At 66.5% G+C, this 15,561-nt stretch carries 13 protein-coding genes, 1 tRNA gene, 1 rRNA gene and 1 pseudogene; 9 read left to right on the top strand and 7 right to left on the bottom strand.

What is annotated here, in order from left to right; genetic code table 11:
* Positions 1-337 (top strand): annotated as a pseudogene (locus tag B5X90_RS20445) (lipoyl synthase); the annotation flags it as partial.
* Positions 338-355: 18 nt separating this feature from the next.
* Positions 356-1,177, top strand: a complete 822-nt coding sequence (locus tag B5X90_RS20440) for a methylenetetrahydrofolate reductase (protein ID WP_079555722.1) — start codon at positions 356-358, stop codon at positions 1,175-1,177.
* 413 nt (positions 1,178-1,590) lie between these two features.
* Here the strand turns inward: B5X90_RS20440 and B5X90_RS20435 are convergent, their stop codons facing one another.
* Complete coding sequence (locus B5X90_RS20435; RefSeq protein WP_079555721.1) at positions 1,591-1,968, bottom strand: hypothetical protein; 378 nt, start codon at positions 1,966-1,968, stop codon at positions 1,591-1,593.
* A 665-nt stretch (positions 1,969-2,633) separates the two neighbouring features.
* Between B5X90_RS20435 and B5X90_RS20425 the strand changes: the two genes are divergently transcribed.
* Positions 2,634-2,915 carry a hypothetical protein gene (locus tag B5X90_RS20425; protein ID WP_079555719.1) on the top strand — a complete coding sequence of 94 codons (282 nt, stop codon included), beginning with the start codon at positions 2,634-2,636 and terminating at the stop codon, positions 2,913-2,915.
* A 261-nt stretch (positions 2,916-3,176) separates the two neighbouring features.
* Here B5X90_RS20425 and B5X90_RS20420 read toward each other — a convergent pair.
* A tRNA-Thr gene (locus tag B5X90_RS20420) sits at positions 3,177-3,253 on the bottom strand.
* Between the two features lie 222 nt (positions 3,254-3,475).
* Positions 3,476-4,366 carry a DsbA family protein gene (locus tag B5X90_RS20415; RefSeq protein ID WP_079555718.1) on the bottom strand — a complete coding sequence of 297 codons (891 nt, stop codon included), beginning with the start codon at positions 4,364-4,366 and terminating at the stop codon, positions 3,476-3,478.
* Positions 4,367-4,659: 293 nt separating this feature from the next.
* On the opposite strand from B5X90_RS20415, the gene B5X90_RS20410 reads away from it, so the two are divergent.
* The gene (locus tag B5X90_RS20410) at positions 4,660-6,069 is read left to right on the top strand and encodes an alpha,alpha-trehalose-phosphate synthase (UDP-forming) (RefSeq protein WP_256860366.1); all 1,410 of its coding nucleotides are present in this window, start codon (positions 4,660-4,662) and stop codon (positions 6,067-6,069) included.
* Positions 6,059-6,904, top strand: a complete 846-nt coding sequence (gene otsB, locus B5X90_RS20405) for a trehalose-phosphatase (RefSeq protein WP_079555716.1) — start codon at positions 6,059-6,061, stop codon at positions 6,902-6,904. The genes B5X90_RS20410 and otsB overlap by 11 nt, the downstream gene beginning before the upstream one ends.
* A gap of 21 nt (positions 6,905-6,925) precedes the next feature.
* On the opposite strand, the gene B5X90_RS20400 is transcribed toward otsB, so the two are convergent.
* Positions 6,926-7,339 (bottom strand): VOC family protein, encoded by a 414-nt coding sequence (locus B5X90_RS20400; protein WP_079555715.1) that lies wholly within the window; start codon positions 7,337-7,339, stop codon positions 6,926-6,928.
* A 262-nt stretch (positions 7,340-7,601) separates the two neighbouring features.
* Here B5X90_RS20400 and B5X90_RS20395 point away from each other — a divergent pair, with 262 nt between their 5' ends.
* Positions 7,602-8,684, top strand: a complete 1,083-nt coding sequence (locus tag B5X90_RS20395) for an ABC transporter ATP-binding protein (protein ID WP_018775851.1) — start codon at positions 7,602-7,604, stop codon at positions 8,682-8,684.
* A 140-nt stretch (positions 8,685-8,824) separates the two neighbouring features.
* Positions 8,825-10,243, top strand: coding sequence for a DUF4032 domain-containing protein (locus B5X90_RS20390; protein WP_079555714.1), 1,419 nt, complete (start codon positions 8,825-8,827; stop codon positions 10,241-10,243).
* Between the two features lie 47 nt (positions 10,244-10,290).
* Here the strand turns inward: B5X90_RS20390 and B5X90_RS20385 are convergent, their stop codons facing one another.
* Positions 10,291-11,661, bottom strand: a complete 1,371-nt coding sequence (locus B5X90_RS20385; RefSeq protein WP_079555713.1) for an FAD-binding oxidoreductase — start codon at positions 11,659-11,661, stop codon at positions 10,291-10,293.
* Positions 11,662-11,843: 182 nt separating this feature from the next.
* On the opposite strand from B5X90_RS20385, the gene B5X90_RS20380 reads away from it, so the two are divergent.
* Entirely contained in the window at positions 11,844-13,622 is a 1,779-nt protein-coding gene (locus B5X90_RS20380) for a glycoside hydrolase family 13 protein (RefSeq protein ID WP_079555712.1), read from the top strand.
* Positions 13,623-13,624: 2 nt separating this feature from the next.
* On the top strand, positions 13,625-14,659 hold the full coding sequence (locus B5X90_RS20375) for a LacI family DNA-binding transcriptional regulator (RefSeq protein WP_079555711.1): 1,035 nt from the start codon (positions 13,625-13,627) through the stop codon (positions 14,657-14,659).
* 44 nt (positions 14,660-14,703) lie between these two features.
* On the opposite strand, the gene B5X90_RS20370 is transcribed toward B5X90_RS20375, so the two are convergent.
* Positions 14,704-15,210 (bottom strand): SRPBCC domain-containing protein, encoded by a 507-nt coding sequence (locus tag B5X90_RS20370; RefSeq protein ID WP_079555710.1) that lies wholly within the window; start codon positions 15,208-15,210, stop codon positions 14,704-14,706.
* 217 nt (positions 15,211-15,427) lie between these two features.
* Positions 15,428-15,544: ribosomal RNA gene (gene rrf, locus B5X90_RS20365) — 5S ribosomal RNA — on the bottom strand.
* Between the last annotated feature and the right edge of the window lie 17 nt (positions 15,545-15,561).

Raw genomic sequence — 15,561 nt, 5'->3', positions numbered from 1 at the left:
CGAGGAAATCTCCGAGGCACTGCGGGACCTGCACGAGGCCGGCTGCGACCTGATCACCATCACCCAGTACCTGCGCCCCTCCGAACGGCACCTGCCGGTGGACCGCTGGGTCAAGCCGCAGGAATTCGTGGACCTGCAGAACGAAGCGGACGAGATCGGCTTCCTGGGCGTCATGTCCGGACCCCTGGTGCGTTCCTCCTACCGCGCCGGCCGGCTCTGGGCCACCGCGATGCGCAAGAAAGGCTGGGAAATCCCGGCCGAACTCGCCCACATCGAAAGCTCCGGAAGCACCCGCCAGGAAGCCAGCTCCCTCCTCGGCGCCCACGCCGGCGCCTGACATCCGTAAAGGATCAAGATGTTTCCCATACGACTTGAAATCATTCCTTCCGAGGGGATCGTCGAAAAAATCCAGTCTGCAGTGCCGCTGACCACGACGCTCACCATCACGTGTCTGCCTCACCACGGAACCGGGCGGACCATGCGCACGGCCGCCCAGCTCAGTTCGCTCGGCTACACCGTGGTCCCGCACATCGCGGCCCGCAGCCTGGCGGATCGGGCCCAGCTGGCCGGCATCATCCGGGAATGTGGTGGGTCCGGCATCTCGGAAGTGTTCGCGGTTGGCGGTGACGCCCCGCAGCCCGCGGGTCCCTTCGTCAATGGCGGCGAGCTGCTGCGCGAGATCGCGGACATCAGCGGTGGCCAGATGGCTGTTGGGGTCGCCGGGTATCCGGAGGGTCATCCCGGCATCGGCCCGCTGCAGCTGCTCGAATCGCTGTTGGCCAAGCAGGAACTTGCCTCCAACGTCGTCACCCAGATGTGCTTCTCGGCGGAGAGTATCCATAGCTACACGGCGATGCTACGTCGCGAGGGGGTCACGCTTCCGGTCCTGGCCGGGGTTGCCGGAGCCGTGCAAAGAACCAGGCTGATTACACTGGCTACGAAAATCGGCGTCGGAACGTCCCTGCGGTTCCTTAGCGGGAAACGACCGCTCGCCCTACGCCTCCTGAGCGGCGAACGCTACTCGCCCGGGACTCTCATCAACGAGTTGACCGCCCAGCCCGTCGTCGACGGCATCCATCTCTACAGTTTCAATTGCTTTGACGAGTTACCCGGTAGCGTCGCGGCTTCGTCGACGGAACTCTCCGCCACGACCAGCCAAGGAAATACCCATGTTTGATACGCCGTTCCGCGGCCCCACCGCCTCGCCGAGCGCGGCTGGTAACGTTCCCGCCTTTGGGGGCGCCGGACGGACTGATTCTCGGCGCGCTAGTCCCCGCGCCTTGTTGGCGGCTAAGAGGCTGCTCGGGGCGCGGGCCCCTTTTACGCACGCTGCCGGATCACACCGCCCTTCGCTGGACGCTCCTGATTGACGACGCCGGGCGGTCACCTTCTTGTGTGGCCGCCCGGCGTCGTTGGTTTTCCCCCGTCGATTGCTCCGCAACTGCCCTTTTGAGCGTTCAAAAGGGCGCCTACGGAGCAGTCGATGAGGGGTCAGTCGAGGCCGCGGCGCTTCGCGCCGGCCCGGAACGTTCTCACCGGCCAGAAACCCTGCGCCCGAGTGCTTGCGGTCGCGCTGTTGGTCTTCGGCGGTCAGGACCTGATGCGGTGCGTCCCGACGACGACGCCGCCGGTGATCCCCGCCACCCCCAGCGGGACGGCGGCCAGGGCCGCGATGTGCGGCAGCAGGCTGTCGCCCGCGACCAGATTCAGTCCGGCAATGACCGTGGCCGGGACCGCCACCAAGGGCGTGACCCACAAAGGATCGCCCCGATACCGCGACCAGCCGGCGGCCGCCAGACCAAGGACGGCCCCGGCCCGGATGAGCGTGTTGCCGAGCCGGTCCCGCCCGGAGGCATCCGTGACGGACCCGAGGTAGAACTTCTGGCCCAGGCCCAGGCAAAGCAGGATGAGGCCCCCGGCCGCGACCACGGCCCACGCCATCCGGGCAGGAACGGACGAACCCTGCATTAGCCCTCCTGCTGTCCTGCGGTGAACCGGTCTGTTGTAACCGGATCGTACGCCACAATGCTTGGGCGGCGGGTGGATGGCGGGTCGGATGCCTGTGGGACCCGAGCCACTCCCTACTTCAGGGCTGGAAACGTTGACGGGAAATGCGACGCCCGCGTAGACGTAAGAAAATCCCCTCCGTTCCGGGAAAAATCACCGGAAAGGAGGGGTTCGTGGGACCCCTGTCGGATTCGAACCGACGACCCCCCTGCCAGAAGTCACGACACCCGCGGCCGGACCCGGAGCAGGTTCGACGCCGGTCACGGCCGGCACCGGACCGACCATGACGCTTATGACGGCCAGCGGCTGCTGGAACGTCTCGCAGTCCTCCGTCGCGAGGAATGTCTTCGGATCCTGGCTGTACAAGCTGACGGTCAGCGGCAGCTTCTGCACCAACGGGTCATACGTCTACTCCAAGTGGTTCAACTGGTCCTGGGTCGGGAGTTCTGGATTGGTTGGCGCGACGGCGGACAGACGTACAGCAACTCCGTCATTGCAGGCGGGTCGGCTAGAATCGTCGGACAACGCGTCTTTATCTACGGCGTGGGCGGCTGGGACGTTCAGTCCTCATACCCCTGTGTGAGGTTGTTCGGCTACTGGAACGGATCAACGGGAGCGGATACATCATGCAACCCCTGATAACTAAAGCCGGCCGCATCCCGGCATGGACGTATTTCCTGGTCGCCGCAGCAGCCCTCATGCTCATCCCGGTGTTTCCCATAACAGGTGTGTCGGCGGCGCTGTCTGCGACCGGCCTGATCCTGGCTATCCGTGAGACACCGGGCCGGAACCGGATCATCGCCATCGTGCTGGCATCGGTTCTGCTGGCGGCCGCAGTCGGCATCACTCTGCTGTCGCTGCAGGCCGGTGACCTTGAACCGGGTCCTCCGATAGTCGAACCCCGGTAGATTTCTCAGCAGGAAGGAAGGCCCGTGCGACCCGGAGCCAGTCGGCCACTTCCTCTGTGGTCATGTATTGAACCGGCTGGCCTTGGTCCGTATTCGGTCCCAAGGACTTGCTGCTTATCTGCATATTTTCTTCTATGCGGCCACGATGGCGACGGGGGTCATCGGTACTTTTCCAAAGCGTGTTGTAAACGTGTCGTGCCCCGTTTTCGCGCACAAGAAACCCCTCCGTTCCGGGAGAAATCACCGGAAAGGAGGGGTTCGTGGGGCCCCCTGTCGGATTCGAACCGACGACCCCCGCTTTACAAGAGCGGTGCTCTGGCCAACTGAGCTAAGGAGGCATTCCTGCTTCCTGACACAACTCCGGGCCACAAAATGGCGCGGATGTCAGGACGCTAGACAAGATTAGCCCACCGACGCCCGGTGAGAAAAACCCAGAGAAAACACGCGCCGCCTCTCCCGCAAGCGAAGTCCGGGGCGAAAGCCAAAACGAAGGCCCGGCCCCGGAACGTTCCGGGGCCGGGCCTTCGTTTTGGCTTTCAACTGTGGCCGCGTATGTGCGGTTACTTCTTGGCGTCGACCGCGGCCTGCAGGTACTGGTCGAACGGGGTCTGGGCGCTGTCGCCGACGCCCCACTGTTTGCCTTCAACGAACACGGTGGGCGTGCCGGTGATGCCGATTACCGTGGCCTCCTGGGTGGTGTGCTTCACCCACGGACGGTAGGTCTTGCCATCCACGCACTGGTCGATGCTCTTGGCCCCGGCGTCGGTGGCCAGCGTCTTCAGCTCGTTGTCGGAGAGTCCGGCGCTGCCTTCGGCCGGCTGCTTGGCGAACAGCAGGTCGACGAAGGCCGAGTACTTCTCCGGGGATTCGTTGACCACGCAGGCTGCGGCGTTGGCCGCGCGCGAGGAGTAGTTCGTGGTGGACCGGCTGTCCAGGAATCCGAGGGGGCGGTACTCCACGGTGATCTTGCCCTCGTTGCGCAGCTTGGTAAGCGTTTCGTTGTACTGCGCCTCGAAGTTCTTGCAGACGGGGCAGATGAAGTCGATGTAGAGGACCACCTTGACCGGCTTGCCGGCCTCAGCCTCGGCGCGGGGGGCCGTGACCGGAGACGGCGGCGTGGCCGGAGCGGACGGAAGATCGGACAGCTTCACGGTGGCGGGATCAGTCTTCGCCACGTCGGTGTTCGCCAGCAGGGTGACACCGCCGTGGATGTTGCCGTTGGCCGGCGTGGGTCCCTCGTCGGCAACCGGGGCGTTGTTCTTGATGTTGGAGGTGACAACCAGCGCGACGATCACAATGATGGCAACGACGGCGGCAACGATGCCCCAGCCGATCAGCAGCTTGTTGCGCTTCTCTTTCTTCAGCTGCGCATCGCGGATCTCGCGGGCTTTCTCGCGCGCCGCGGCAGTGCGCTCTGCCTTAGACAGTCGGGGTTCGTTTGCGGGGCTCATTGGTTCCTCGGGTCGTTCGGCCAGGGACGGTCCACTCAGTGGCAACGTCATCATTTTAGGGGAGAAACCCGAGAACTTGCGCTTTCAAGTTTCCCTTCCGCCTGCCCAACGGACGAATAGCCCGGAAGATTCCGGGCGGCTAGGGTTGATGAAGAGCCACGAGCGGACCCCAGGGGGCACCAATGCAAGCAACGGACAGCGCCGGCCACGGCACACAGAGCACCACTGAAGCGGCGCGGACGGCCACCGACGGCTCCACCACCGGCGCCGCGGCAGGGGACCAGTTCGACTTCATGGTGGTGTCCAACCGGCTGCCCGTCGACCGCTGCTCTGCCGACGAGCCCGGCTGCGAGGACGGCTGGCGCCGCTCCCCCGGCGGACTCGTGACAGCCCTGGCCCCGATGATGACCAAGACCGACGGCGCCTGGGTGGGCTGGCACGGCGCCCCCGATGAGACGGTCAAGCCTTTCAGCCACGGCGGCATCGACCTGATCCCCGTCCAGCTGAGCACCGAGGACATCGAGCTTTTCTACGAGGGCTTTTCGAACGCCACGTTGTGGCCGCTCTACCACGACGTGATCGCCCCGCCGGAGTTCCACCGCACCTGGTGGGATTCCTACCGGAAGGTCAACCGGAGGTTCGCCGACGCCGTCATCCGCCATGCGGCCGAGGGTGCCACCGTCTGGGTGCAGGACTACCAGCTCCAGCTGGTTCCCAAGCTGCTCCGGGAGGCCCGGCCGGATCTGAAGATCGGGTTCTTCAACCACATCCCCTTCCCGCCGCCGGAGATCTTTGCCCAGCTCCCGTGGCGCCGGGCGATCATCGACGGCCTGCTGGGCGCGGACCTGGTGGGCTTCCAGCGCAGCAGCGATGCCGGAAACTTCATGCGCTCCGCACGGCGCTTCCTTGGCGCGAGCGTCAAGCAGCAGCAGGTCCATGTCAGGGGTTCCGACGGCGAAACCACCCACATCGCGAGGGCCCAGGCGTTCCCGATCTCCATTGACGTCAAGCAGATCAGCGAGCTCGCGAAGAAGCCGGAGGTGATCGAGCGGGCGCAGCAGATCCGCCGGGATCTCGGCAGCCCTAAGACCATCCTGCTCGGCGTCGACCGGCTCGACTACACCAAGGGCATCCGGCACCGGCTCAAGGCGTACGAGGAACTGCTGCAGGACGCCAAGGTCACTGTGGAGGACGCGACCCTGATCCAGGTGGCCAGCCCCAGCCGTGAGCGTGTGGAGCAGTACCGCCTGCTCCGCGAGGAGGTCGAGGGCACAGTGGGCCACATCAACGGCACCTTCGACACCATGGAGAGCACGGCCGTCCGCTACCTGCACCACAGCTACCCCATCGAAGAGATGGTGTCCCTGTACCTGGCCGCGGACGTCATGCTGGTCACCGCCCTGCGCGACGGCATGAACCTCGTCGCCAAGGAATACGTCACGGCCCGGACAAACAACGACGGAGCGCTGGTACTGAGTGAGTTCGCCGGCGCCGCCGACCAGCTCAAGCAGGCACTGCTGATGAACCCGCACGACATTGACGGCCTCAAGGACACGATCATGCGGGCCGTCAACATGCAGCCGGCCGAGGCATCACGCCGCATGCGGGCCATGCGCAAGCAGATTCTGGACCACGACGTCGACCTCTGGTCCTCCGACTTCCTGAAAGCCCTCGCCGAAAAGGTTGTACGCGATGACTCCTGACGCCGCCGGAACCCACGACTCCGACACCAACACTCCGCATACGGCCCCGCTTTCGCTCTCCCCTGAGCTGCTGGCAGCCGTGCGCCGGATCGCAGCCACCGGGCACCTGCTCGTGGCGATGGACTTCGACGGCACCATGGCACCGCTCGTGGACCATGCCGGCGACGCCCGCGCCCTCCCGCGCTCTGCAGCCGCCTTCACGGCGCTGACGGAACTGCCCCGGACGACGACGGCGCTCATCTCCGGCCGGGCGCTGGACAGCCTGCGGGCCGTCGCCTCCCCGCCGGAGGAGACGCTGCTGATCGGCAGCCACGGCGCAGAGGTCTGGATGGGGCCCGGCTCCTCGGAGCTCATGCTCGACGACGCCCAACGCGAACTCCTGGCCGAGGTCCGCCGGGAGCTTGAGGGAATCGTGGAACAGGCCCCCGGGACCCTTTTGGAGGACAAACCGGCCGGCGTCGTGCTGCACACGCGGCTCGCGTCGGACGACGTCGCCGAGGACGCCGTCGCCGCGGCGCGGGCGGTCCTCCAGGACCGCCGCGGTGTCTTCCTCAAGACGGGCAACCGCGTCCTGGAGACCTCCGTGGTGAACGCCTCCAAGGGCGAGGGCATTGCCTTCCTGCGGCAGGCCAGCGGAGCCACGGCTGTGGCTTTCGCCGGAGACGACACGACCGACGAGGACGCGCTGGCCAGCCTCGTCCCGGGCGATCTCGGCGTAAAGGTGGGGCTCGATTTCACCCAGGCCGAGTTCCGGGTGGAGGCGCCGGTGCACATCTGCGAACTGCTGGAGGCACTGCTGCGTGAGCGGAAGAAGGCCGTCGACTCCGGGAGCTAATGCGGGCCTACTGAGCAGCGGTCAACCGGGCGTTGGTCGGGACTCAGGCTCGTAGCCGATCAACCAGTGCAGTCCGTAACGGTCGAGGACCTGGCCATCTGATGCACCCCAGGGCTTCGGGGCGAGGGGGTCGATCACCCGGCCGCCGATGGCGAGCTTGTCGAACCACGCGTGGAGAACTGCCGGTTCGGCGGTCCCCAGCAGCGAGAGCATGAGGCCCTCGGACCGGACGCTTTTCTCGCCCGCTGCGGCATCCGAGCCCGCCAAAGCGACTACGCCGTTCAGCTGTCCGTGGGCAATGGCATCCGGCGGGCCGTCGCTGCGGCTGAACTCTTCGTACGTAAACAAGGCAAGCTCTCCGCCGAACACATCGGCGTAGAAGCCAAGCGCTTCACGCGCCGTGCCGGGGAAACTGACATAGATCTGCAGTGTCATGCGCACAGCCTACACACCCATTTCTGGCGCCAGGTGACGGACCCCACGTGTGACATCCGTAACGTTTTAGTCCATTTGGCATAAATCTGACATACTCTGTTTGTGATGTGGCGCACAACTACCGTGCGGCGTCATTGGATACTCCTCGGCTTCGGCCGAGGAGTATGCGCATGAAATCCCACAATTGAATTAACAACTGCATAAAACGACCATTCACTACGGATCGTCCGGCACGTACCTGCCGGTGAAGGGATTGATAACTGTGGCTACAGTTACTTTTGATAACGCAACACGTCTGTACCCGGGCACCGAGAAGCCCGCTGTTGACAAGCTCAACATTGATATCGCCGATGGCGAATTCCTGGTCCTCGTTGGACCCTCCGGCTGCGGAAAGTCGACCTCCCTGCGCATGCTCGCAGGTCTCGAGGACGTCAACTCCGGCCGCATCCTCATCGGCGACCGCGACGTCACGGACGTCCCGCCGAAGGATCGCGACATCGCCATGGTGTTCCAGAACTACGCCCTGTACCCGCACATGACCGTGGCGGACAACATGGGCTTCGCGCTGAAGATCGCCGGCGTCAGCAAGGAAGAGCGCGCCGAGCGCGTCCGTGAGGCCGCCAAGCTGCTTGACCTCGAACCTTACCTGGACCGCAAGCCGAAGGCCCTCTCCGGCGGCCAGCGGCAGCGTGTTGCCATGGGCCGCGCCATTGTGCGCAACCCGCAGGTCTTCCTCATGGATGAGCCGCTGTCCAACCTGGATGCCAAGCTGCGCGTGCAGACCCGCACCCAGATTGCGTCCCTGACCCGCCGCCTCGGCGTCACCACGGTCTACGTGACCCACGACCAGGTCGAGGCCATGACCATGGGTGACCGCGTCGCTGTGCTGAAGGACGGCCTGCTGATGCAGGTCGACACCCCGCGCAACCTGTACGACAAGCCCAAGAACGTCTTCGTGGCCGGCTTCATCGGCTCCCCCGCCATGAACCTGCTCGAACTCCCCGTCGTCGACGGCGGCGTGCAGTTCGGCGGAACCGTTTACCCGGTACCGCGCGACGTCCTCGAGGAAGCCCACGGCCAGACCGTGACCCTCGGTTCCCGTCCGGAAGACCTTGAGACTGTTGCCCAGGGTGAAGGTCTCCAGGTTGAGGTCGACGTCGTCGAGGAACTCGGCGCCGACGCGTACGTCTACGGCCACACCACGCTCGATGGCCAGAGCCACGACATCGTGGCCCGCGTCGACGGCCGCCGCCCCCCGATGAAGGGTGAGTCCATCTGGGTCCGCCCCCAGTCGGGCCACGTACACCTGTTCGACACCAAGACCGGCCTGCGCCTCGGCGACTAGTCCCCACCCACCGGCTCAGGTAGCACAGCATGGCTGACGGCGGTCCTCCCCAGGGGAGGGCCGCCGTCGGGCGTTAACAGCCCTGCTTTAGGCGCGGCCCGCCAAATACGGAAGAATTGATTCATGACCGAGGAAACCCCATGACCGAGGAAAACAGTGCCCAGTGGCACGACGAGCCCACCGACTACGGTCAGATCGGGAAACTGCCCCGGTTCGAGGCCGCCAGCGCCAATGATGACAAAGCCTCGATGGTGTCCAGTTCGCTGAGCATCACGGCCGCCGCCACCGAGCCCGAGCTGCTGGACCTACCCTGGCACATTGCCCTCGAGGACTGGCCGGCCGAATATCTGGCGGCCCTCCCCCGCGGCATCTCCCGGCACATCGTGCGCTTCGCCCACCTCGGCGGCTCCGTGATCGCCATCAAGGAAACCTCGGAGCACGTGGCCCGCCACGAGTACCACATGCTGCGCAAGCTCGCCCGGCTGGACGTTCCCGGCGTGGAGCCGGTGGCCGTCATCACCGGACGCACCACCCCGGAGGGCCGGCCGCTGAACCCCGTGCTGGTCACCCGGCACCTGAAGTTCTCCATGCCCTACCGTGCGCTCTTCTCCCAGATGCTGCGCAAGGACACCCTGACCCGCCTCATCGACGCCCAGGCCCTGCTGCTGGTCCGGCTGCACCTGATCGGCTTCTACTGGGGCGACGTCTCGCTCTCCAACACCTTGTTCCGCCGCGACGCCGGCGCGTTCGCCGCCTACCTGGTCGATGCCGAGACCGGCGAACTGTACCCGGATCTGTCCACCGGCCAGCGCGAGTACGACCTCGAAATCGCCCGCGTCAACATCGCCGGGGAACTCATGGACCTCCTCGACGGCGGCCTGATCGAGGAGAAGGTGGACCCCGTGGCCACCAGCGAGCTAATCATGGACAGCTACCGGCGGCTGTGGACCGAGCTGACGGCGAAGGAATCGTTTGAGATCGGGGAACGCTGGCGCGTGGCAGCCCGGATCCGGCGGCTCAACGAGCTGGGGTTCGACGTCGAGGAATACGCGATCAAGACCACGCAGAACGGCTCCACCATCCAGCTCCAGCCGAAGGTCGTCGACGCCGGGCATCACCAGCGCCGGCTGCTGCGCCTGACCGGCCTGGACGCCCAGGAAAACCAGGCCCGCCGCCTCCTGAACGACATGGACTCGTTCCGGGCGGACAACAATCCGGGCATGGACGAGGAATACAGCGCGCACCTGTGGGTCAGCCAGATCTTCGAACCGATCGTCCGGGCCATCCCCCGCGACCTCTCCGGCAAGCTCGAGCCGGCCGAGGCGGTGCACGAGGTCCTGGAGCACCGCTGGTACATGTCCGAGCAGGAGAACCGGCACATCCCCCTGGCGGAGGCCGTCCAGTCCTATATCGACAACGAACTCCGTCACCGCCGGGACGAGGCCGCGATCATGCTCAACCCTGACACAGGGTTGCTCAAGATCCTTGAGGTGGAGACCGAGGAATCACGCTACGGCGCCGACGAATCCGTGGACGAGTACCCGGACTCCGACGACTAAGCCGCGCGCCGGGCAGGTTGTGGCACGCCCGGGCTAAATCGCGTCAGCTAAATCGCCTTGCCGGGGTTCAGGATCCCGGCCGGATCGAAGAGTTCCTTGATCCGGCGCTGCAGCTCGCGCACGGGTTCCTTCTGCTCCAGGCCGAGCCAGCGCAGCTTGTACTGTCCGATCCCGTGTTCGCCGGTGATGGTGCCGCCCATGGCCAGGGCCACGGCAATCGACCGGTCCAGGGCGGCGCCCAGGCGGGCCATGGCATCGGGATCCACGGTATTGTCCGCCCGGTCGACCCAGAAGGTGGGGTGCAGGTTGCCGTCACCGGCGTGTGCCACGACTTTGAGCTGCACCCGGTACTCCGCGGCCATGGCCTCGAGCTCGGCGACGTAATCCACCAGCCGTGACCGCGGCACAGCCACGTCCTCGCCCACCCGGTATTCGTCGTCCACCTCGGTCCCCCGGCTGTTGCGGCGCAGTTCGACAAGCTCCTCTGCCTCCGCGTTGGCCTCCATGGTCACCACCGCTCCCCCCGCCACCAGGACCGGGCGGATGGCCGCGGCTTCCGCCGCCGCGCCGAAGCCGTCGGTCTGGATCAGCAGCAGGGATGCCCCGCGCGCGGCGAGGTCCGAGCCGTGGAGGTCATCGAGTTGGGCGAGCGAGCCGCCGTCGAGCAGTTCCATGATGGCCGGCTGCACGCGGGCCCTGCCCACGGCCAGGACCCCGGCCGCTGCGCTGCGGAAATCCGGGTAGAACGCGGCGATGGTGTGCACGTCGCGCGGCAGGTACTTCAGCCGTACGGTGACACCGACCACGATCCCCAGGGTCCCCTCCGAACCGACGAACAGCCCGGTGAGGTCATAGCCGGCGACACCCTTGAAGGTCTGGTGGCCGGTATGGATAAGGGAGCCGTCCGCGAGGACGACGTCGAGCGCCAGGACCGAGTCGCGGGTCACCCCGTACTTCGCGCAGCGCAGCCCGCCGGCGTTGGTGGCCACGTTGCCGCCGATGGTGGACATCTTGAAGCTTGCAGGATCCGGGGCATACATGAGCCCGTGCACGGCGGCGGCCGCGTTCAGGTCGGCGTTGATGACGCCGGGTTCCACGACGGCGGTCTCGTCGTCCGGATTGAGGTCCAGGATGCGGTTCATCCCCTCGAGCGTGAGCACCACGCAGCCCGCGCTCGCGTGGGCGCCCCCGGAGACCCCGGTACCGGCCCCGCGCGCCACAAGCGCGACGCCAAGGGCGGCGCAGGCACGCACAGTTGCCTGCACGTCGGCCACCGATTCGGCACGGACCACCGCCTGCGGGAGCTGATAGTCCAGGACGGGGGCCCGGTCCACGGCATAGGCGGCCAGGGTGGTCGCGTCCACGGCAATTTTGTCCGCGCCCAGGGAAGAGGTCAGCTCATCGATGATGCTGCGCATGCGGTCTCCAGTTCGGTCGAATCCGGATCCCAGTCTAAGGCCGCGCATTGTCGGTGATGCGGCTCACAGTTGCAAGCGCTTCCAGTCAGGTACGGGATAGTCCACTTGGTGGTCGAAATTGCCGCCAAAATGTGACTGGAAGCGTTTTCATTATCCAGCGTAGGAGCCCTAGTATTGCGGTCATGTCCGTTGATTCAGTTCTCCTTTCCCCCGCCGCGCTGGCCGGGCCCCTGACGGGTCCGCTGACCCCCGTGCACGCCGCAGACCACATTCCGGGATGGTGGCGCTCCGCTGTCATCTACCAGGTCTATCCGCGCTCGTTCCGGGACCTGAACGGCGACGGGATCGGCGATCTCGCCGGCATCACGGCGGAACTGCACCGCCTTGCGGAACTGGACATCGACGCCGTCTGGCTTTCCCCCTTCTACCGGTCCCCGCAGCGCGACGCAGGCTACGACGTCAGTGACTACTGCGACGTCGACCCCCTGTTCGGCACACTGGACGATTTCGCCGCCATGATGGCCGAAGCCACCCGGCTGGGAATGCGGATGATCGTTGACCTGGTGCCCAACCACTGCTCGGACCAGCACCATGCTTTCCAGGCTGCCCTGGCCGCGCCTGCCGGCAGCCCGGAGCGGGACATGTTCATCTTCCGCGACGGCCGCGGAACGTTCGGCGAGGAACCGCCGAACAACTGGCAGTCCCACTTTGGCGGTTCAGCCTGGACCCGGATCACCGAACCGGACGGCGCCCCCGGGCAGTGGTACCTGCACCTCTTCGACTCCTCCCAGCCGGACTTCAACTGGGACAACCGCGCCGTCCACGAAGAATTCGAACGGGTCCTGCGCTTCTGGCTGGACCGTGGGGTCTCCGGTTTCCGGGTGGACGTGGCGCACGCCCTCGTCAAGGCCCCTGGCCTGCCCGAATGGGGCGGCCGGGCGGACGGCAGCAGCTCCGACGGCTTCCCCGGAAGCGACGCTCCGATGTTTGGCCAGCCCGCGCTCCACGACATCTACCGTCGGTGGCGTCAGATTCTCGCGGAGTACGGCCCCGACCGGATCCTCTGCGCCGAGGCAAACGTGGACCCGCTCCCCCGGCTCTCCGATTGGGTGCGCCCGGACGAAATGCACCAGGCCTTCAACTTCCCCTACCTGCACGCGGGCCTCGATGTTCACCGGATGCGCCACATCGTCACGGAGTCACTGACGGCACTGGACGCCGTCGCCGCCCCCAGCACGTGGGTGCTCTCCAACCACGACGTCGTCCGCCACGCCACCCGCTTCGGGTACGACGGCCAGGCTCCGCGCGACGGTGACGGAATCGGCACCTGGGATCCGCAGCCGAACGAGGAGCTCGGACGGTCCCGGGCGGCCGCGGCGTCCCTGTTCATGCTGGGGCTGCCCGGCGGGGCCTACCTCTACCAGGGTGAAGAGCTTGGCCTGCCGGACGGCATCGACATCCCGGACACCCGCCGCCAGGACCCCACGTTTGCCCGCACCGGCGGCGCACGGCTGGGCCGCGACGGCTGCCGTGTCCCGCTGCCCTGGCGGGCCGGGGAGGTCAACGCCGGATTCGGCCACGGCCAGGACCCCTGGCTGCCGCAGCCAGAAAGTTTCTCACGGCTGGCACGGGATGTGCAGTCGGCTTCGCCGTCGTCGCATCTGAGCCTCTACAAGCGCATGCTGGAGCTGCGCCGCCGGCTCGACCTTGGCCGCGGCTCGCTGTCCTGGTACGAGGACCTCTGCACCGATACGAGCCTTGCCTTCGTCAACGGCTCCACGCTGGTCCTGCTGAATGTCGGGTCCGCGCCCCTGGACCTGCCGGCCGGACGGGTGCTGCTGCGCAGCTCAACGCCCGCGGGTGCCGGCTACGACGCCGGGGACATGGCTGGCGCGGGCGATCCGTTAGGCTCAGGTGAAGCTGTTTGGCTGGAAATCTATCTCGAGGATACGGAGGGCTAGGCATGCCCGGCATCAAGGACGTCGCGGAACGGGCCGGCCTGTCCATCGCCACCGTTTCACGCGCCTTGAGCGGCAAGGGCAATGTCTCACCGCGTAGCCGGGAGCGGGCCCGCACCGCCGCCGCAGAGCTCGGTTTCGTCGCGTCGTACCAGGCCTCCGGCCTGGCCTCCGGACGGACCCACAATGTGGGCCTCGTTGTCCCCTCCGTCCACCGGTGGTTCTTTTCCTCGGTGGTCGAAGGTGTCTCGGCGACCCTGCTGGATGCCGGCTACGACCTCACGCTGTACAACGTCAGCCAGGGCCGGGAGCGCCGCCACAGTGTGCTGAACGACTTCCTGCTGCGCAAACGCGTGGATGCCGTGATCGCTGTGTCCCTGGAGCTCTCCGAGGCCGAGATCGACCAGCTGCTGGCCATCCATCGCCCCATCGTGGGGATCGGCGGCCCGTTGCCCGGGGCGTCGACCATCCGCATCAATGACGCCGGCGTTGCGGAGGCCGCGGCCCGGCACCTCATCCAGCTTGGCCACAGCAAAATTGCCCACATGACCGGCGAAGCCGCCTACGAGCAGGATTTCCGTCTTCCCGGCACCCGCCAGGCGGGGTTCAAGAAAGCCATGCGGGACGCGGGACTGGTGGTCCGGCCGGAATGGCAGGTCTCCGCCGATTTCACGATCCGAGGCGCCTACGCCAACGCCCGTGAGCTGCTCGGCGGCTCGCCGGAGCGTCCCACGGCTGTCTTTGCCGCCTCGGACGAGATGGCGATCGGCACGATCCTCGCTGCCCGGGATTTCGGGTTGCGGGTGCCGCAGGATCTCTCCGTCATCGGCATCGACGGCCATGAGCTGGGTGAAGTCTTCGGGCTGACCACGTTCGATCAGGACGCGCGAGGCCAGGGAGCGTTAGCCGTGCGGCGTTTGCTGGCCAGGCTCGACGGCGCCGGAGACACGGCGGCCGCGCATACCGAATACCCCACGCGCTTCGTCATCCGGTCCAGCACCGCCGTTCCGCCCGTCGAGCAGGGACCCTTGCGCGCCTGAGCCCGGGCAAGGCCCGCCCGGTGCCCGCCCGTCCCAGGGGCCGTTCAGGCGTCCGGGCTGTCCGCGCCGGCGCCACCCATGAACCGAACGAAGCGGTCCAGGACGGCGGGCCAGCCTGCCGCATACTCCGCCCGGGCTGCCGCGGGGTCCTCGGCGCCCTCCCAGCCGCTGTGGACCAGGCGGAGCTCTGTCCCCTCGTCTACCGCCTTGAACGCCACCCGGAGTTCGGTGGACCACATGGCAGTGGTTCCGGGGTGCCAGCTGGCGTGGAAGGACAGCGGGGGCTGCCAGTCGTCAATCGATCCCCAAACAGCCGTCCGGCCGTCATCCGAGGACTCCATGATCAGGTTCTCCTCGAACTCGACATAGGAGCCGGCGCCATAGACGCTGTGGTCCTCAAGCGGCCACCAGAGGTGCGTGTGTTCCGTAAATCCCATGAAGGCCCGGGCGACTGCGCCCGGCACCACAACGCTGACGACGACGGGATCGAGTTCGTCCGTCGCGGCAGGTTCCGGCGCTCCGGAGGGAGCATGGCTAAAGAGGTTATCCATGGGCAACAACTCTACCCGCGCGGCCAGCTCCCTAATCCATGGGTGGCTGACGGCGGTTGTGGCGTTGTTCCGCGTCTCCTGCCCTGGACTTGTCCTGGTCTGAGTCCGGGCCTCTCGTCCTGCCCGCGCTCCGGGTCGGGGACCCCGAGCCTGCAGGGGGTCGTTAAATGCGGGAGGACCCCAACCTGGTGGTTGGGGTCCTCGACCGTTAATGGTGTTCCGGCGGTGACCTACTCTCCCACACCCTCCCGGGTGCAGTACCATCGGCGCTGTGGGTCTTAGCTTCCGGGTTCGGGATGGGACCGGGCGTTTCCCCCACGCTATGACCGCCGTAACCCTTGCTCCGCCACG

The sequence above is a fragment of the Arthrobacter sp. 49Tsu3.1M3 genome (assembly GCF_900168135.1).
GTDB lineage: Bacteria > Actinomycetota > Actinomycetes > Actinomycetales > Micrococcaceae > Arthrobacter.
The sequence above is the reverse complement of the archived record's forward strand: the minus strand, read 5'-3'. Positions and strand labels throughout refer to the sequence as shown.